This is a genomic window from Brachybacterium sp. P6-10-X1, assembly GCF_001969445.1.
Classification (GTDB): Bacteria; Actinomycetota; Actinomycetes; order Actinomycetales; family Dermabacteraceae; genus Brachybacterium.
In genome coordinates, this window is sequence record NZ_CP017297.1 from 1,095,355 (window position 1) to 1,110,914 (window position 15,560).

At 72.2% G+C, this 15,560-nt stretch carries 22 protein-coding genes and 1 tRNA gene; 13 read left to right on the top strand and 10 right to left on the bottom strand.

Going from position 1 to position 15,560, the window contains the following annotated elements; genetic code table 11:
• Positions 1-2: 2 nt before the first annotated feature.
• Together BH708_RS04970 and BH708_RS04975 are read right to left on the bottom strand one after the other, a co-directional pair.
• Positions 3-986: an NYN domain-containing protein gene (locus tag BH708_RS04970; RefSeq protein WP_076807086.1), complete on the bottom strand. Its 984-nt coding sequence runs from the start codon at positions 984-986 to the stop codon at positions 3-5.
• A 292-nt stretch (positions 987-1,278) separates the two neighbouring features.
• Positions 1,279-1,617: a cupin domain-containing protein gene (locus BH708_RS04975; protein ID WP_076807088.1), complete on the bottom strand. Its 339-nt coding sequence runs from the start codon at positions 1,615-1,617 to the stop codon at positions 1,279-1,281.
• 98 nt (positions 1,618-1,715) lie between these two features.
• Here BH708_RS04975 and BH708_RS04980 point away from each other — a divergent pair, with 98 nt between their 5' ends.
• Positions 1,716-2,159, top strand: coding sequence for a hypothetical protein (locus BH708_RS04980; RefSeq protein WP_076807090.1), 444 nt, complete (start codon positions 1,716-1,718; stop codon positions 2,157-2,159).
• Here the strand turns inward: BH708_RS04980 and BH708_RS04985 are convergent.
• The gene (locus tag BH708_RS04985; protein ID WP_076807092.1) at positions 2,098-3,006 is read right to left on the bottom strand and encodes a LysR family transcriptional regulator; all 909 of its coding nucleotides are present in this window, start codon (positions 3,004-3,006) and stop codon (positions 2,098-2,100) included. The two genes, BH708_RS04980 and BH708_RS04985, sit on opposite strands and share 62 nt — an antisense overlap.
• 71 nt (positions 3,007-3,077) lie before the next feature.
• Here BH708_RS04985 and BH708_RS04990 point away from each other — a divergent pair, with 71 nt between their 5' ends.
• The 6 genes from BH708_RS04990 to BH708_RS05015 are packed head-to-tail and all read left to right on the top strand — an operon-like array spanning position 3,078 to position 7,763.
• Entirely contained in the window at positions 3,078-4,109 is a 1,032-nt protein-coding gene (locus tag BH708_RS04990; RefSeq protein ID WP_076807094.1) for a YeiH family protein, read from the top strand.
• A 41-nt stretch (positions 4,110-4,150) separates the two neighbouring features.
• Positions 4,151-4,576 (top strand): molybdopterin-binding protein, encoded by a 426-nt coding sequence (locus tag BH708_RS04995; protein WP_076807096.1) that lies wholly within the window; start codon positions 4,151-4,153, stop codon positions 4,574-4,576.
• A complete protein-coding gene (gene modA / locus BH708_RS05000) occupies positions 4,573-5,334 on the top strand; it encodes a molybdate ABC transporter substrate-binding protein (RefSeq protein WP_076807097.1) in 762 nt (253 codons plus the stop codon). Before BH708_RS04995 ends, modA begins: the two co-directional genes overlap by 4 nt.
• A gap of 10 nt (positions 5,335-5,344) precedes the next feature.
• Entirely contained in the window at positions 5,345-6,115 is a 771-nt protein-coding gene (locus BH708_RS05005; protein ID WP_076807099.1) for an ABC transporter permease, read from the top strand.
• Positions 6,112-7,167, top strand: coding sequence for a sulfate/molybdate ABC transporter ATP-binding protein (locus BH708_RS05010; protein WP_076807100.1), 1,056 nt, complete (start codon positions 6,112-6,114; stop codon positions 7,165-7,167). The genes BH708_RS05005 and BH708_RS05010 overlap by 4 nt, the downstream gene beginning before the upstream one ends.
• The gene (locus BH708_RS05015; protein ID WP_076807102.1) at positions 7,164-7,763 is read left to right on the top strand and encodes an endonuclease III domain-containing protein; all 600 of its coding nucleotides are present in this window, start codon (positions 7,164-7,166) and stop codon (positions 7,761-7,763) included. The genes BH708_RS05010 and BH708_RS05015 overlap by 4 nt, the downstream gene beginning before the upstream one ends.
• Here BH708_RS05015 and BH708_RS05020 read toward each other — a convergent pair.
• Positions 7,735-8,580, bottom strand: a complete 846-nt coding sequence (locus BH708_RS05020) for an alpha/beta fold hydrolase (RefSeq protein ID WP_076807104.1) — start codon at positions 8,578-8,580, stop codon at positions 7,735-7,737. The two genes, BH708_RS05015 and BH708_RS05020, sit on opposite strands and share 29 nt — an antisense overlap.
• A 57-nt stretch (positions 8,581-8,637) precedes the next feature.
• Here BH708_RS05020 and BH708_RS05025 point away from each other — a divergent pair, with 57 nt between their 5' ends.
• From BH708_RS05025 to BH708_RS05035, 3 genes are read left to right on the top strand one after another with little or no spacing between them, the layout of a single operon-like run.
• Positions 8,638-9,111, top strand: a complete 474-nt coding sequence (locus BH708_RS05025) for a MarR family winged helix-turn-helix transcriptional regulator (protein ID WP_076807106.1) — start codon at positions 8,638-8,640, stop codon at positions 9,109-9,111.
• Positions 9,108-9,719 (top strand): GyrI-like domain-containing protein, encoded by a 612-nt coding sequence (locus BH708_RS05030; RefSeq protein ID WP_076807108.1) that lies wholly within the window; start codon positions 9,108-9,110, stop codon positions 9,717-9,719. The genes BH708_RS05025 and BH708_RS05030 overlap by 4 nt, the downstream gene beginning before the upstream one ends.
• 10 nt (positions 9,720-9,729) lie before the next feature.
• A complete protein-coding gene (locus tag BH708_RS05035) occupies positions 9,730-10,338 on the top strand; it encodes a glyoxalase (RefSeq protein WP_076807109.1) in 609 nt (202 codons plus the stop codon).
• Here the strand turns inward: BH708_RS05035 and BH708_RS05040 are convergent.
• Positions 10,335-11,183 (bottom strand): helix-turn-helix transcriptional regulator, encoded by an 849-nt coding sequence (locus BH708_RS05040; RefSeq protein WP_076807111.1) that lies wholly within the window; start codon positions 11,181-11,183, stop codon positions 10,335-10,337. The two genes, BH708_RS05035 and BH708_RS05040, sit on opposite strands and share 4 nt — an antisense overlap.
• A gap of 101 nt (positions 11,184-11,284) precedes the next feature.
• Between BH708_RS05040 and BH708_RS05045 the strand changes: the two genes are divergently transcribed.
• The 3 genes from BH708_RS05045 to BH708_RS05050 all read left to right on the top strand — a co-directional run bounded on the left by BH708_RS05045 (position 11,285) and on the right by BH708_RS05050 (position 13,143).
• Positions 11,285-12,289, top strand: a complete 1,005-nt coding sequence (locus tag BH708_RS05045) for an aldo/keto reductase (protein WP_076810823.1) — start codon at positions 11,285-11,287, stop codon at positions 12,287-12,289.
• 77 nt (positions 12,290-12,366) lie between these two features.
• Complete coding sequence (locus BH708_RS19750; RefSeq protein ID WP_157235759.1) at positions 12,367-12,519, top strand: hypothetical protein; 153 nt, start codon at positions 12,367-12,369, stop codon at positions 12,517-12,519.
• A 321-nt stretch (positions 12,520-12,840) separates the two neighbouring features.
• Positions 12,841-13,143 (top strand): hypothetical protein, encoded by a 303-nt coding sequence (locus BH708_RS05050; protein ID WP_076807113.1) that lies wholly within the window; start codon positions 12,841-12,843, stop codon positions 13,141-13,143.
• A gap of 72 nt (positions 13,144-13,215) precedes the next feature.
• Here the strand turns inward: BH708_RS05050 and BH708_RS05055 are convergent.
• The 5 genes from BH708_RS05055 to nadD form a co-directional block, all read right to left on the bottom strand.
• A tRNA-Ala gene (locus BH708_RS05055) sits at positions 13,216-13,288 on the bottom strand.
• A gap of 55 nt (positions 13,289-13,343) precedes the next feature.
• Positions 13,344-13,997: a histidine phosphatase family protein gene (locus BH708_RS05060; protein WP_083713300.1), complete on the bottom strand. Its 654-nt coding sequence runs from the start codon at positions 13,995-13,997 to the stop codon at positions 13,344-13,346.
• Positions 13,994-14,371 (bottom strand): ribosome silencing factor, encoded by a 378-nt coding sequence (gene rsfS, locus BH708_RS05065; protein ID WP_076807114.1) that lies wholly within the window; start codon positions 14,369-14,371, stop codon positions 13,994-13,996. Before rsfS ends, BH708_RS05060 begins: the two co-directional genes overlap by 4 nt.
• The gene (locus BH708_RS05070) at positions 14,368-14,958 is read right to left on the bottom strand and encodes a hypothetical protein (RefSeq protein ID WP_076807116.1); all 591 of its coding nucleotides are present in this window, start codon (positions 14,956-14,958) and stop codon (positions 14,368-14,370) included. Before BH708_RS05070 ends, rsfS begins: the two co-directional genes overlap by 4 nt.
• Positions 14,951-15,559, bottom strand: a complete 609-nt coding sequence (gene nadD, locus BH708_RS05075; protein ID WP_076807118.1) for a nicotinate-nucleotide adenylyltransferase — start codon at positions 15,557-15,559, stop codon at positions 14,951-14,953. Before nadD ends, BH708_RS05070 begins: the two co-directional genes overlap by 8 nt.
• Position 15,560 lies beyond the last annotated feature (1 nt).

The following is a 15,560-nucleotide window of genomic DNA, read 5'->3' on the forward strand; positions in this document are numbered from 1 at the left end:
GGTCAGTCCGTCGGACGCACCAGGCGGTCGTGGCCCGACTCCTCCAGCTCCGCGATATCGGAGTGGGCCTTGAGGAAGGCGGAGAAGGTGCGGAACCCCAGGGCCTTCTCGCTGAACGAGGGGTCCATGCGGCGCATGTGCGACTTCACGGCGGAGCTGTGCAACCACTCGCTGTCGCCGCGCCCGCCCAGCTGCAGAGCGCGCTGGAGCAGTCGGGTGGCCGCCTCCCCGGGATCCTCGGCGATCTCTTCGTCGTCGGCTACGTCGAGCGTCTCGTCGGCCGCCTCGTCGGCGTTCTCGGTGACGTCGGAGGGCCCGGACCCTCCGCCACTGGAGCGTGAGCCTCTGCCCCGCCGGCGACCGTCCGAGTCCTCCGTGCCCTGCACGCGCCGGGACCGGGTGGCTGCTGCCGGCTCGGGGCGCTCGATGCCGGGGAGGTTGTCATAGGACTCGAACTCGTCGCAGGCCGCGGCCAGGGACTTCGCCGTCGAGCCCGCGACCCCGATGCCGATCACGTAGCGACCCAGGCGTCGGCAGCGTTGGGCGAGCGGCACGTAGTCGGAGTCCCCGCCGACGATCACCACGTGGGTGAGGTCGGGGATGCGGAACATGTCTTCGACGGTGTCGACGGCCAGGCGGATGTCCGCCCCGTTCTTCGCGTAGGCGGCGGCGGGGAAGAGCTGGACCAGGTCCACGGCGCGGGCGACGAGCTGCGAGCGGTAGTCGGCGTTGACGGGCGCGGACCAGTCGGCGTAGGCGCGGGTGAGCATGAGGGACCCGAAGGAGGCGGCGTAGTCGATCACCGCGCCGACGTCGACCGTCGCGGCGGCGAGGCGTTCGGCGACCCCGGGGGCCGATGGGTCGTCGGTGATCTTCTGGCGGTCCCGGCTGTAGGCGTTTCGTCCGTGCACGCGGTCGTACCAGGACATGACGATGTTGTCGAAGTCGAGGTAGACGGCGACGCGGGGATCGGTGGGTTCAGCCATGGCACCAGTCTGCCCCCGCGAGCGGACGTGATGACAGAGCGCCGGTGGTGCGGGTGTCGGACCGGGCGGTGGTGCGGGTGCGTCGGGCATGGTCGCAGGTGGATCCCCGGTCCCGCCGCGGATGGCACGCTCCCTCGCGGGCGCCGAGAACACCTGGTACCGCGTGCTCACCGATCCCGGCACCGGCGCCGTCCTGCCCTTCCGGGCCGTGGGACCCGGATGATCCCCCCTCCGTTCTGATCGATGCCACCCGACCCCGGGGCGCTCCTGCGCGCTCCGGGGCACGGGGGTGTCAGCGGCGCTGGATCTGCAGCGATCGGCGGCGGCGGTGCACCGTAAGGTACTCGAGCCCCGATTCCCCGGCGCGGAATCCGCGCACCGTGCGACGGGGCAGGAGCGCGACGTCCCCGGACCGCAGGGGTTCCTCGGCGCCCTCGGTCACCAGGGTCCCGCCACCGCGGACCACATGGATCAGCGTGTCCACCTCGGCGCCGACATGGGGATCGATCTCGTCCCCGGCGGGCAGGCGGATCAGGTTCGAATCCAGCTCGCGCTCCGGCTCCGCGATGGACCACACGGCACCGCGACGCGGCTGCTCGGGCAGGTCGGAGGTGTTGGTCAGGACAGGCATGTCGTCGGCTCCCGGGTCTCGATGTCGCCTCCGAACGTACCCGCTCCGAGACCCCGGTCCGATGTGGCAGCACCCCTCGGACTCCTAGCGTCAGGGACATGACCACGAAGCCTCTGCCCCTCCTCGCCCTCCTCGCCCTCGCCCTGCTCGGCGTTCCCCGGGTGGTGCTGCACGATCTCGATCTCATCCACGAGGGCACCGGCCTCAACGCCGTGTTCGTCGCCGTCCCGCTGCTGGTCTGGATCGGGGTCGTGGTGTGGCGCCGACCGCCCCGCCCCTTCCTGACCCTCCTCGCCGTCGGGGTGATCCATGGAATCCTGCTCGCCGTGACGCATCAGCTGCTGTGGACCGTCTCGTTCGGGGACTCACCTCCCCGTCTCGGCGGGAATCTCGCGGACCTCTCGCCCGTCGTGCAGGCGGTGATCACGCGCTCCTTCGCCGTGATCTCGAGCCTGGTGACGGGCACCGTCCTCGGCGCGCTCACGGGGCTGGTCGCGTGGGCGCTGTCGCCACGGCGACGAGCTCCGCGGCCGGCCCGGTGAGGCGCCGCGGCCCCGTCCACACCGCGGTCAGGGGCCGACGCAGCCGCTCCCCCTGGACCGGCACCCGGTACAGCTGCCCCGTCTCCAGCAGGGATCGGACGACCAGCATGCTCAGCACGGCGGGGCCCGCCCCGGAGCTGACCGCCACCCGTACCGCCGCGTTGCTGCCGAGCTCCTGGACCGGCGCGGTGCGGGCGGCCGACGGCACCAGCTCCTCGAAGGCGTCCCGCGTCCCCGACCCGCCCTCCCGCACCACCAGAGGCGTCGCGGCCAGCTCCTCGAGGCCGATCGGCTCCTCACGGCTCGCCCAGGGATGGTGCGGGGCGACCACCACCACAAGCTCGTCCTCGCGCAGGTCACCGGCATGCACCCAGCGCGGCACATGCGGAGTCTCGATGAATCCCAGCTGCAGCTGCCCGCTGCGGACCTGCTCGAGGACCTGGGTCGAATTCAGCACCCGCAGATCCACCCGCACCCGCGCACTGGTGCGCCGCAGCTCGGTGAGCCAGGCCGGCATGAGGTGCTCCGCGATCGTCATGCTCGCCCCGACCTGCAGCTCGAGCGTGTCCTCGTCACGGCTGTGGCGCAGCCAGCCGGTGAAGTCGCCAGCGGCTTCCAGCAGCTCACGGGCGTGGGCAGCATAGAGCAGGCCGGCCGAGGTCGGGCGCGCTCCGCGCGGATGACGATCCAGCAGGGCTATCCCCGCCTGGGCCTCCAGCTGCGCGATCATGCGGCTCGCGTTCGGCTGGTACCTGCCCAGACGACGCGCACCGGCCCCGAGCCCGCCCTCGTCGACGACCGCGACGAACAGGGCGAGCGCCGACAGGTTCGGAAGCTCATCAGGCATATAGGAATGATATGCCCTGGTCCGAATCTGCCGTCTACCGGGCCAGGACCCTCGGTGACAGGGTTCCCTTCATGCCCCAACCGCTCGCCGACTCCCAGACCGCCACCACCACAGCTCCCCCGGCTCGCCGCGGGCTGCCCCCCGGCCTGCTGCTGTGTCTCGCCGTCGCGGTGCTGGCGCAGCTGATCGCCCCGGCCATCCCGGGCGTGAGCGCCCTGATCATCGCGATCATCGCGGGGATCCTCATCGCCAACACCACGGGGCTGCCCGCCGCCGTCGCCGCCGGGACGGACTTCTCGGCGAAGAAGCTGCTGCGGGCGGGGATCGTGCTGCTGGGGCTGCAGCTGGTGCTCGGCGACATCCTCGCGCTCGGTGCCCCCATGCTCCTGGTGGTGGTGGCGATCGTGGGCGGTGGGATCCTCGGCACCGTGGCGCTGGGCCGACTGCTGGGCGTCGCGCCGCGGCTCTCGCTCCTGATCGCCTGCGGCTTCTCGATCTGCGGGGCAGCCGCCGTGGCCGCGGCCGCCGGGGTCACCGACCCCGAGGACCAGCACGAGCAGGACACGGTCACCGCCGTCGCCCTCGTCGTGCTCTGCGGGACAGCGATGATCGCCCTGATCCCGGCCGCCTCCGCCCTGCTGGGGCTCGCTCCGGGCACTGCCGGGCTCTGGGCGGGCGGATCGATCCACGAGATCGCCCAGGTGGTCGCCGCCGGGGGCGTGCTCGGCGGCGGGGCGCTCGCGGTCGCGGTCGTCGTCAAGCTCGCCCGCATCCTCATGCTGGCCCCGGTGATGGCCGTGCTCAGCACCCGGGAGCGACGCCGCGGCGGGGCCGACGGGGCGCGCCCGCCCCTGGTGCCGCTGTTCGTGCTCGGCTTCCTGGCGATGGTGCTGCTGCGCTCGTTCCTTCCGCTGCCCGACGCGGTGGTGGAGGCCGGGGCGGTGCTGCAGACGACCCTGCTCGGAGCAGCGATGTTCGCCCTCGGCACCGGCGTGGAGGTCCGCGCCCTGCTGCGGGTCGGAGCACGCCCCTTCGCCCTCGCGGCTGCCTCGACCGTCCTGGTGGCCTCGACAGCACTGGCCGGGGTGATGCTCGTCGCCTGAGGCCCTCTCGGATCCGCGTCTGCGCCGCTACACTGACTTTCGTGACGCAGATACGGGTCCGAGACGCGGCAACCTTCCTCGGAGTCAGCGACGACACCGTGCGCCGCTGGATCGAGAAGGGGGCACTCGAGGCGACGGCCGACGCGTCCGGGCGCACGGTCCTGGAGGGGACGGAGGTCGCCCGGATGGCCCGGGAGCTCGCCGTGACCCCCGAGCCGATCGGCAGCTCGAGGTCCTCGGCGCGCAACCGCTTCGTCGGGCTCGTCACCGACGTCGTCCTGGACACCGTCATGGCGCAGGTCGAACTTCAGTGCGGCCCCTTCCGCGTGGTCTCCCTGATGAGCAGCGAGGCCGCCCGGGAACTCGGCCTCGAGCCAGGAACGGTCGCCAGTGCCGTCGTGAAGGCGACCCAGGTCGTCATCGAGGCCGAGCCCGCCCCGGCACCCGCCCCGGCAGCGCACTCATGAGAGCCGTCCTTCGCGTGGGAGTCGCGACCGCTGCCCTGACCCTGGCTCTCGGCGCCGGGGGTTGCTCCGGCTCGTCGTCCGCCTCCGAGACCCTCGTCGTCTACGCCGCCGCCTCGCTGCAGGAGCCCTTCGAGGAGCTCGGCGAGCAGTTCGAGGCCACCCACGACGGGGTCGACGTGCAGTTCAGCTTCGCCGGCTCCTCGACCCTGGTAGCCCAGATCCAGGCAGGCGCCCCGGCCGACGTCTTCGCCTCGGCCGACACCCAGAACATGGACAAGCTGGTCGACGCGCAGCTGCAGGGCGCCGAGCCGGTGGACTTCGCGACCAACACGCTGATGATCGCCGTGCCCGCCGGCAATCCGGCCGGGGTCACCGATCTCGCCTCGCTCACCGAGGAGGGGCTGGACCTCGTCGTCTGCGCGCCGGCGGTGCCGTGCGGGAGCGCGACCGAGACCGTCGAGGGATCTGCGGGGCTCGACTTCTCCCCCGTCAGCGAGGAGCAGTCCGTCACGGACGTTCTGGGGAAGGTCACCAGCGGCCAGGCCGACGCAGGGCTGGTCTACGTCACCGATGTGCGCAGAGCCGGCGACGAGGTGGAGGGCATCGCCTTCCCCGAGTCCGACAGCGTCGTGAACACCTACCCGATCACGACGGTGGCCGGCAGCGAGAACACCGCGCTGGGCGATGATTTCGTCGCCCTCGTCACCGGCGCCGACGGCCAGGGGGTTCTGGCCGAGTACGGATTCGCCGGGGCATGAGGTCGTCGGCGTGAGGTCGCTGCCCCGCTGGGTCCTGGTCCCCGCCCTGCTGGGCGGGCTGTTCGTGCTGCTTCCACTGGTGGCCATGGCGACGCGGGTCCACTGGGGCGATCTCGGCGCACTGCTGACCAGCGACTCCTCCCTCGCCGCGCTGCGGTTGAGCCTGCAGACCTCCGCCACCAGCGCCGCCTGCTGCGTGCTGCTGGGGGTGCCGATGTCGCTGCTGCTGGCCCGCTCGAGCTTCCGCGGCCTGTCCGTCCTGAGGTCGCTGATGCTGATCCCCCTGGTGCTGCCGCCGGTGGTCGGGGGCATCGCCCTGCTGTACACCTTCGGCCGGCAGGGGCTGATCGGCCGGCAGCTCGAGCTGCTGGGGGTGCAGATCGCCTTCTCCACCACGGCGGTGGTGCTCGCGCAGACCTTCGTGGCGCTGCCCTTCCTGGTGATCAGCCTCGAAGGGGCGCTGCGCACCGCGGGCACCCGCTACGAGGCGGCCGCCGCCTCGCTGGGTGCCCACCCGACCCGGGTGCTGATGCAGGTGACGCTGCCGCTGGCGCTGCCCGCCCTCGCCTCGGGCACCGTGCTGTCCTTCGCGCGGGCGCTCGGCGAGTTCGGGGCGACCATCACCTTCGCCGGCAGCCTCCAGGGCACCACCCGCACCCTGCCGCTGGAGATCTACCTCCAGCGCGAGACCGATCCGCAGGCGGCGGTCGCCCTGTCCTTCCTGCTCATGATCGTGGCAGTGGCGATCATCGCCCTCACCGGCAGGCGGGCCGCGCCATGACGCTCGCCCTGCGTGCCACGGTCCCCGAACGCGGACTCGACGTCGAGCTCGCTCTCGCCGACGGGGAGACCCTGGCCCTGGTCGGTCCCAACGGTGCCGGGAAGTCGACGATCCTGTCCCTGATCGCCGGGACCCTGCGCCCCGCGTCAGGCACCATCGCTCTTCAGGACCGGCTGCTGAGCGGCCCGGGGATCTGGGTACCACCGCACGACCGCGCCGTCACCACCCTCGCCCAGGACCCCGTGCTCTTCCCGCACCTGAGCGTGCGGGCCAACATCATGTTCGGTCTGCGCGCTCAGGGGATGCGGCAGCGACGCGCCCGGCAGGAGGCCGAGCGGTGGCTGGAGGAGATCGGGGTTCCGGAGCTCGCGGACCGTCGGCCCGCGCAGCTCTCGGGAGGGCAGGCGCAGCGGATCGCGGTCGCCCGCGCCCTGGCGGCACAGCCGGACCTGCTGCTGCTGGACGAGCCGATGGCGGCCTTGGACGTCGATGTCGCACCCGCGCTGCGAGAGCTGCTGCGCCGGGTGCTGGCCGAGCGCTCCGCGATCGTGGTCAGCCATGACGTGCTGGACGCGGTGACGCTCGCCGACCGGGTGGCGGTGATCGAGGCCGGTCGGATCCTCGAGACCGGCCCCGCCGCGGAGGTGCTCAGGCGTCCGCAAGCCGCCTTCACCGCGCGTCTGGCCGGGGTGAACCTGCTCAGCGGTGTCTGGGACGGCCGCGCGATGCGCCTCGGCGACGACGGCGAGCAGGGCATGCTGCGGGGAGAGCCGGTGGGTCCGCTGTCCGTCGGCACACCGGTGCGCGCGACGGTGCGCCCGTCCCGGATCCGGGTGGTGGACGGGACCGAGGCGCCGCCGACGGCGACGGTGCTGCCGGGGACCATGTCGAGTCTGGAGCCCGTCGGCGACCTGGTCCGCGTGCGAGCCGCCGGGATCGCCGCGGACCTCACGCCGCAGCAGCTGGCGGGCCGCGACCTGAGAGCCGGCGCCGAGGTCTGCTTCCGGCTCGAGGCGGAGGACGTGAGCATCTACCCCGCGCGCGCATCGTGACCGCGCTCGCCGCAGTGGATCTGCGTGCTCTCCACCAGGAGCTGCTGGCACGGCACGGACCGCAGGGCTGGTGGTGGCCCGGCGAGGAGCCCTTCGAGATCGCGCTCGGGGCGGTTCTGGTTCAGCGCAGCCGGTGGGAGCAGGCCGCGCTGTCGATCGACGCCCTGCGCGCGGCGGGCCTGCTCGAGCCCCGGGCTCTCGCGGCGGCCGAGGAGGACAGGGTGCGGGAGCTGGTGCGCGGCTCGGGTCTCCCGCGGTCGAAGCCGCGTCGGGTCCAGGCGCTCGCGCGCTGGGTCCGAGACCGCGCCGCCCACGCCCGCGAGCTCGAGGACCCGCCCCTGAGGGTCGAGCTGCTCGGCGTGGAGGGCATCGGCGAGGAGACGGCCGACGCGATCAGTCTCTACTGCTTCTCCCGCCCCGTCTTCGTCTGCGACGAGTACGCGAGACGGCTGTTCCGGGAGCGGGGCATGGAGGTGCCCGCCTCATATCGGGCGTTCCGGCGGGCGATCACCCCCGCGCTCGAGGCGGCGGAGCTGACAGCGGCAGAACTCGCCGAGCTGCACGGGCTCATCGTCGAACACGGGAAGTCCGCCTGATCAGCTCACGCACCTCCTGGTCGAAGTCCTCGGGCGCCTCGAGGTTTGGGTAGTGCGCCGCGCCGGCGAGCTCGACGTACCGGCCGTCGGGGGCGGCGTCGGCCAGCCGGCGGCCGTTGCGGCGGTGGTCGTCGCCGTCGAGGGCGCCGCACAGGGCGAGAACGGGCACGTCGATCCGCTCCAGTCGTTGCCAGGTCTCCGTCACCGGGACCGGAGGGGGCGGTGGGACCGGGGTGCCGTCCGCGTCGGTGCGCAGGTGGTTCTGGACGGTGTCGCGGGCCATGGTGTCGACGAGGTCCCGGACTGCCGGATCGACCTCGTCGAGAGTGCGATGAGGGCCGGCGGTGAAGCGCTGGAGGACGTCGACCCATTCCTGCAGGTCAGTCCGCTGCTCAGCGGCCTTCCAATCGGCGAAGGCCTGCAGCGCCCAGGGATCCTCGAACACGGGCTCGCTGGTGCCGGTGCCGCTGACCAGGATCCCGACGACCCGCTCCGGGTGCTCGAGCGCGAGGTCGCAGGCGGTGCCGCCGCCCATGGAGATGCCGATGGCCACGACCTGCTCGACGCCCAGGGCGTCGAGCAGCGCCACGACATCGTCGACGAGGCGGTACGGGCCCTCCGCGTCCGAGGAGCCCCCGTGACCGCGGGCGTCGGGGACGAGCACGCGGTGGTCCGGGAAGGCGTCGAGCTGCGGATGCCACATGCGGGAGTCGACCGCGCCGCCGTGCAGGAGCAGCAGAGGCGGGCCCGTCGGGTCCTCGGGCCCGACGTCGAGGTAGGCGATGCGCTGGTCGGAGAGTTGCACGGTGCGTTTCATGACACCTAAGGTGTCACATTCTCGCCTTCTTGACAACCCAGGTGTCATACTGGGCGGATGAGCTCCCCGCTGCCACCCGGCGCCCTGGCCGATCGTCTCGCCGAGGTCTATGTGGCTCTCGGCCCCGTCTACCGCCGGGTCTCCCGGATCGTCGAGCACGACGAAGCAGTCAGCGGATTGTCCGTCGGCGTGCGCAATGTGCTGGACCAGCTGCGGCGGGACGGCGAGCGCACCGTCCCCCAGCTCGCCCGGTCCCAGGACCTCAGCCGCCAGTTCGTCCAGCGCATGGTCCACGAGGCGCGGCGCGCCGGACAGGTCGAGCTCGTGGACAATCCCTCCCATCGGCGCTCCCACCTGGTGCGGATCACGCCGCAGGGGCACGAGGCCATCACCGCGGTCACCGACCGCGAGCAGGCGCTGCTGGGGAGCGTGGGCGGGAATCTGACCGCACAGGAGCTCACCGCGACGCTGCGGGTGCTGCACCACATGGACGAGGCGCTGATCAGGATCGAGGCGGAGGGGCGCGGATGAGTGATCCGGCGACGTACGACGTGAAGAAGGAGCTCGACAGCTACCGCGCCCGACGCGGACGGTTCCGGACCCTCGAAGTCCCCGCGAGGCGCTTCCTGATGATCGACGGCGAGGGCGACCCGAACACCTCCCCGGAGTACGAGGCGGCGCTCTCGCAGCTCTACCCCCTGGCGTACTCCGTGAAGTTCCGCAGCAAGCGCGAGCTGGGACGTGACTACGTGGTCCCGCCGCTGGAAGGGCTGTGGTGGGCCGAGGACATGGAAGCCTTCACCTCCGCCCGGGACAAGAGCCGTTGGCACTGGCGCCTGCTGCTGATGACCCCGCCGTGGATCGAGGGCGATCTGGTCGAGACCTCCGGCGACGTGCGATGGGAGGAGTTCGGGGAGGGACACTGCATCCAGACCCTCCATGTCGGCCCCTACGAGCAGGAGGGCCCCGTGCTCGAGACGATGCACCACGAGGAGATCCCCGCCCGAGGGCTCGCCCTGCGCGGCACGCATCACGAGATCTACCTCGGCGACCCCCGCCGCGCCGCGCCCGAGAAGCTGCGCACGATCCTGCGCCAGCCGGTCAGGAATCGAGAAGCACCGTACTCGGGCCCGCACTAGTCTGACGAGCATGACGACGATCACACAGCTCCTCCTCGAGACCGACGACCCCGAGTCGGCCGCCCGCTTCTACGCCGAGGCGCTCGGCCTCGGCGACAGGATCCGCACCCGCGGCACCGAGGAGCCCAGCACGGGCTTCCGCGGCGCGACGGTGTCCCTGGTCGTGCCCGACCCGGGCGTCGTCGACGGCTTCATGGCCGCCGGCACCGCCGCCGGAGCGCGCACCGTGAAGCCCGCCTCCAGGAGCTTCTTCGGGTACGGCGGCACGCTCGAGGCGCCCGACGGGACGGTGGTCACCCTCGCCACCTCCTCGAAGAAGGCCACCGGTGCCGCCCCCGGCACGATCGACGAGCTCGTGGTGCAGCTCGGCGTGACCGCCGTCGCTCCCAGCAAGGAGTTCTACGTGGACCGCGGCACCGAGGTCGCCCAGAGCTATGGTCGCAAGTACGCCAGCTTCGCGACCGGGCCGATCTCGCTCGCCCTGCTCAAGCGCAGCGGCCTGGCCAAGGCGGCCGGGGTGCCCTCCGAAGGCAGCGGCTCCCATCGGCTCGCGATCGTGGGCGACCTCGGCGAGCTCACCGACCCCGACGGATTCCGGTGGGAGGGCCCGAGCCTCTAGCTGCTGCGCATCACCTGGGTGCCGATGACGGCGAGGAGGTCCAGCTTCTCCTGGGCGTCGGTGCCCTCCAGGGGGAAGAAGGCGTGCATCGCGACGTCCTCGTCGGGGGTCAGCAGCACCTCGCATCGCATCTCGATCGCTCCCACCTCGCCGTGGATGATCGTCTTGCGGTCCGAGCGGCGCACGCCGACGTCGTGGAGGTCCCACAGGCGCGCGAACTCGGAGCTGGCCGCCTGCAGCTCCTGGACCAGGGCGATGACCTCCCGATCGCCGCCGCGGCGGGTGAAGGCGGCGCGCAGGTCGGCGACATGGGCGGCGGATATCCGCTCCCACTGGTCCTCGGCGAGAGTGCGGCTCGACGGGTCGGTGAACCAGCGCAGGATGATGTTGCGCTCTCGCGGCGTCCCCTCCAGCTGATCACCCAGCAGGGCCTGGCCCAGCGGATTGGCCCAGAGCACCTCGCCGAGATCGGTGGTGATCACCACCGGGAGATCCGTGAGGCGATTGCCCAGGGCGATCAGCCCGGGGCGCACATGCCGTCCGGCACGGCGCGGCGGCGTCGGGTGCCCCGTCAGGCGGAACAGGTGATCGCGCTCGTCCTGATCGCATTGCAGGGCCTGCGCGATGCCGGTGATCACCCCGACGGATGGCGTCGAGCTGCGCGCCTGCTCGAGCCGCGTGTAGTAGTCGACCGAGACGCCGGCCAGCATCGCGACCTCCTCGCGGCGCAGTCCGGGCGTGCGTCGGCGGGTGCCCTCCGGCAGTCCGGCGTCGACCGGACGCAGCAGGGCGCGGCGGCGGCGGAGGAAGTCGGCGAGGTCGTGGAGCTCCTGGCGGGCAGACATGACCCCATCCTGCTCCCCCGCGCCCGCCGCATCCAGGGAGAGGCTCTCCCCCGATGCTCCGGGCCTCGTCCCGTCGCCGCTCGGCGCGCAGGCTGGTCGCCATGACCACCACAGAACAGTCCACGCACCGACCCACCACCCGCCGCCTCGGGACGACCGGGCCGATCGTCACCTCCCCGGGACTGGGGGCCATGAGCCTGTCCGGGGTCTACGGCCCCACCGACGACGCCGAGAGCCTCCGCGTGCTGCACGCCTATCTCGACGCCGGCGGCACCCTCATCGACACCGGGGACTTCTACGGGGCCGGCCACAACGAGATGCTCATCGGCCGCGCCCTGCGCGAGCGCTCCCGGGACGACGCCGTGCTCTCGGTGAAGTTCGGCGCCACCGTCACCCCCGAGGGCATGCCCGCCGGATTCGACACCCGTCCCGAGCACGTGAAGTCCTCCCTCGCCTATTCGCTGCGCCGTCTCGGCGTGGACCACCTCGACATCTACCGGCCCGCACGCCTGGACCCGGAGGTGCCGATCGAGGAGACCATCGGCGCCGTCCAGGAGCTCGTCGAGGCGGGCTACGTGCGCCACATCGGCCTCAGCGAGGTGGGCCCCGCGACCATCCGTCGGGCCGCGGCCATCGCCCCGATCAGCGACCTGCAGATCGAGTACTCCCTGCTGACCCGCGACATCGAGGACAGCGGGATCCTGGCCACCTGCCGCGAGCTGGGGATCGGCATGACCGCCTACGGCGTGCTGGCCCATGGTCTGGTCGCCGGTCGCACCGGCGGCGCCCGGCAGGCCTTCCCCCGCTTCCAGGGGGAGAACCTCGAGCGCAATCGCGCACTGCTGGAGCAGATCCAGGGCATAGCCGCCGCGCAGGGCGCGACCATGGCGCAGCTCGCGATCGCCTGGGTGGCCGCGCGCGGAGAGGACATCGTGCCGATCGTGGGCTCCCGCCGCGTCGACCAGGTGACCTCGATGCTCGCCAGCACCGACGTGCATCTGACCGAGACGGACCTGGCCCGGATCGATGCGGCCCTGCCCGTCGGCGCGGCCCGCGGCGACCGCTACCCCGCCGAGGCCATGACCCAGCTGGACAGCGAGGGCTGAACGGCCGTCTCGGCCCCTCATCCCCACGACCGCAAAGACTCCACTGCAATGGTTCTTTGCGGTCGTGGGGTGCTCGCATGCCCATGACCCACCGCGTCGTCGACGACGTCGAGACCCTCAAGCCTCTCCCCCCCGTCCCGATCCGCCTGCGACTGCTCGAGATGCTGCGCAGCGACGGCGCGGCGACGTCGCTGCACGTGCTGGCGCTGCCCATGCCCCGCTCCCGGTGAGCCTGCGCCGGCGATCCCTGCTGCTGACCGTGCTGCGGTGGCTGCCCACGGGCCTCGTGATCCCGGTGATGGCCCTGCTGCCGCTGCATCGCGGTATGACGGTCGCCGAGATGGGAGCCGCCCTCGCCGTCCAGGGCATCGTGGTGCTGTCGCTCGAGCTGCCGACGGGTGGACTCGCCGACACCCTCGGCCGACGGCCGCTGTTCGCGCTCGCGGCGACTCTCGCCCTGTCCTCGTACCTCGCCTTCAGTCGCACAGATCGTGGCGACGGGGCTGTTCATGCACGAGCCGCTGCGGAACCGCTGTCGTCCCCTCTCCCCCGTGCGGGACACCGCGGTCGCGGTGCGAGAGGGGATCGGCCTGCTCACGGGTTCCCGGGTGCTGCGGGCCCTGGTGCACAGGGCCGCCGGGGTGGCCCACGAGTCGCTGCTGCATCGTCCGGTCGCCGGCCCGCACCGCGCCACGGTGCTGTCCTTGGCCTCGATGGCGATGCAGCCGGCCGGATCGCTGGGATCGGTGGTGCTCGGGGTGCTCGCCACCGGGGTCTCCACCGCACTCGCGATCGCCGTCGGGGGCGTGGTGCTCGCCCTCGCCGCACCGCTGTTCCTGGTGCGGGGACGCTGACCCGTGACAGCAGAAGGGCCCCGCCTCGCGGCGGGGCCCTTCTGACGAGTCACTGTCTCACGGTTTCTCGAGTGGAGCTAAGGGGATTCGAACCCCTGACCTCTTCCATGCCATGGAAGCGCGCTACCAACTGCGCCATAGCCCCGTACCGGGTGCCGCCCCTCAGCAGGCGACTCGTCGATATTACATCGAGGCCCGGGTCAGAGGAAATCCGGGGCGAGGTTGTGTGACACCAACCTCATGAGATGTCCCGTGGTGTCCGAGGTCAGGGGCTCGAGCACCGAGCGGTGACAGTTCTCCAGGCCCGCGATGCCGCGGAAATCGTCGGCGTCCAGTCCCAGCAGGGTGGTGATCCCGAGGGTGATCGCGGCGCCGTGGGCGACCACCATCACGGTCCCGCCGATGTTCTCGGCGACCAGCTGACGGCAGGCGGTGGCGACCCGTTCGCCGACGGCGGGCCGGGCCTCGACGCCCAGTCCCGTCACGGGGCGGTGGGCGCGCCAGTCGGCGTGCTCCGCCGGCCAGTGGCGTCGGATCTCCTCGCCGCGCAGTCCCTCCCACTGCCCGAATCCGCGCTCGAGGAAGGCCGCATCGGTCCCCACGTCGAGACCGCAGACCTCCGCCAGGATCTGCGCGGTGTCGTGGGCCCGCTCCAGCGGCGAGGAGACGATCAGGTCCGGCGGGTTCTCGGCGACCGTGGCGGCGAGCACCGCGGCCTGCCGGGTCCCGGCCTCGTTCAAGGGGATGTCGACCTGGCCCTGGAGCCTCCCCTGGCGGTTGTACTCCGTCTGCCCGTGGCGCACCAGGATCAGCCGGGTGCGCACGTGGCCGCCCGGGGCGTGCGAGGACCTCACGCCGGGGTGCCCTCGTCGATCTGCAGGTCCAGGACCGGGGCGTCCCGCCAGAGCCGCTCGAGCGCGTAGAAGGCACGATCCTCGGCATGCTGGACGTGCACGACGATGTCGCCGTAGTCCAGCAGCACCCAGCGGGCGTCCCGCTCGCCCTCCCGGCGCAGCGGCTTGCGCCGGCGCTCGGTCAGCAGCGCCTTCTCGACGCCGTCGACGATGGCCGAGACCTGGCGCTCGGAGTCCCCGCTGCAGACCAGGAACACGTCGGTGATCACCACCTGTTCGGAGACGTCGAGGCCGATCACCTCCTCGGCGAGAGTGTCGGCGGCCGCCTGGCCGGCCACACGGGCGAGGTCGAGGGATTCTTCGGGAGCACTCACGCGATCGGTTCCTCCAGCAGGGGGTGGTCGACGAACAGGTCGGGGGCGCCCGCCCCCAGGGCGGAGGCCGCATCGGGGCCGAGCACGCCGGTCAGCAGCAGGATGACCAGCACGATCAGGGCCACGGCGATCAGCGCCCACACGGTCCACAGCAACGGGCGGCTGCCGGACCGCTCGGGCCGATGCAGCACCTTGCCGTCGAAGCGCGGGGCCGGGCGGGGCTCGGGGGCGTCGGTGACCGCCAGCTCCCCCAGCTCGACGCCGTCGTGGTCGCGGTCGCCCGCGGTGCGTGTCGTGTCCGGGGTCGTGGTCGGTTCGGCGTTCGAGGCGCCGCTCAGCTCCGTCGTCCTCTCCGTGGCCGACTCACCGCCCGGGGCGGTGCTCGTCGGGTCCTCGCTGAGCTCGATGATGCGAGCGCGGCGGCCGAACTTGCGCAGGGTGGGCACGGGGGCGTCGGCCGACGGCGGGGCCACGGCGCCCCGCACGGCCGGTTCCGCGGTGCGGGTCTCGTCCAGAGCGGCACTCTCCTCGGGGCTCAGCGCTCGGGCACGCCGGCCGCGCCGTGGGGTGGTGTCGGGCTCAGTCATCGCCGTCACCTCCTGTGTAGAGGGCGTACTTGTTGATGTATTGGACCACGCCGTCGGGCACCAGGTACCAGACGGGTTCACCGGCGGCGACCCGTACCCGGCAGTCGGTGGAGCTGATCGCCATGGCGGGGACCTCGATGAGGGTGACCCCGTCGGCCGGCAGACCGGAGGTGTCCAGCTCGTGCCCGGGACGGGTGACGCCCACGAAGTGCGCAAGGGAGAAGATCTCCTCGGAGTCCTTCCAGGTCAGGATGGACTGCAGGGCGTCGGCGCCGGTGATGAAGAACAGGTCCGCGGCGGGCTGCTGCTCGTGCAGGTCCCGGAGCGTGTCGATCGTATAGGTGGAGCCCGGCCGGTCGACGTCGACGCGCGAGACGGTGAACACCGGGTTCGCGGCGGTGGCCACCACGGTCATCAGGTACCGGTGCTCCGGGTCGGAGATCTCGCGAGAGGCCTTCTGCCACGGACGCCCGGTGGGCACGAACACCACCTCGTCCAGGCCGAAGACGCTCTGGACCTCGCTGGCGGCGACGAGGTGGCCGTGGTGGATGGGATCGAAGGTCCCGCCCATCACGCCGATCCGGCGTCGCTGCTGCTCCACG

What these genes read in the sequence shown, in the direction of transcription:
- BH708_RS04970 (WP_076807086.1), bottom strand. Translation starts at nt 986, where the DNA reads ATGGCTGAACCCACCGATCCCCGCGTCGCCGTCTACCTCGACTTCGAC.
- BH708_RS04975 (WP_076807088.1), bottom strand. Translation starts at nt 1,617, where the DNA reads ATGCCTGTCCTGACCAACACCTCCGACCTGCCCGAGCAGCCGCGTCGC.
- BH708_RS04980 (WP_076807090.1), top strand. Translation starts at nt 1,716, where the DNA reads ATGACCACGAAGCCTCTGCCCCTCCTCGCCCTCCTCGCCCTCGCCCTG.
- BH708_RS04985 (WP_076807092.1), bottom strand. Translation starts at nt 3,006, where the DNA reads ATGCCTGATGAGCTTCCGAACCTGTCGGCGCTCGCCCTGTTCGTCGCG.
- BH708_RS04990 (WP_076807094.1), top strand. Translation starts at nt 3,078, where the DNA reads ATGCCCCAACCGCTCGCCGACTCCCAGACCGCCACCACCACAGCTCCC.
- modA (WP_076807097.1), top strand. Translation starts at nt 4,573, where the DNA reads ATGAGAGCCGTCCTTCGCGTGGGAGTCGCGACCGCTGCCCTGACCCTG.
- BH708_RS05010 (WP_076807100.1), top strand. Translation starts at nt 6,112, where the DNA reads ATGACGCTCGCCCTGCGTGCCACGGTCCCCGAACGCGGACTCGACGTC.
- BH708_RS05020 (WP_076807104.1), bottom strand. Translation starts at nt 8,580, where the DNA reads ATGAAACGCACCGTGCAACTCTCCGACCAGCGCATCGCCTACCTCGAC.
- BH708_RS05025 (WP_076807106.1), top strand. Translation starts at nt 8,638, where the DNA reads ATGAGCTCCCCGCTGCCACCCGGCGCCCTGGCCGATCGTCTCGCCGAG.
- BH708_RS05030 (WP_076807108.1), top strand. Translation starts at nt 9,108, where the DNA reads ATGAGTGATCCGGCGACGTACGACGTGAAGAAGGAGCTCGACAGCTAC.
- BH708_RS05035 (WP_076807109.1), top strand. Translation starts at nt 9,730, where the DNA reads ATGACGACGATCACACAGCTCCTCCTCGAGACCGACGACCCCGAGTCG.
- BH708_RS05040 (WP_076807111.1), bottom strand. Translation starts at nt 11,183, where the DNA reads ATGTCTGCCCGCCAGGAGCTCCACGACCTCGCCGACTTCCTCCGCCGC.
- BH708_RS05045 (WP_076810823.1), top strand. Translation starts at nt 11,285, where the DNA reads ATGACCACCACAGAACAGTCCACGCACCGACCCACCACCCGCCGCCTC.
- BH708_RS19750 (WP_157235759.1), top strand. Translation starts at nt 12,367, where the DNA reads ATGCCCATGACCCACCGCGTCGTCGACGACGTCGAGACCCTCAAGCCT.
- BH708_RS05070 (WP_076807116.1), bottom strand. Translation starts at nt 14,958, where the DNA reads ATGACTGAGCCCGACACCACCCCACGGCGCGGCCGGCGTGCCCGAGCG.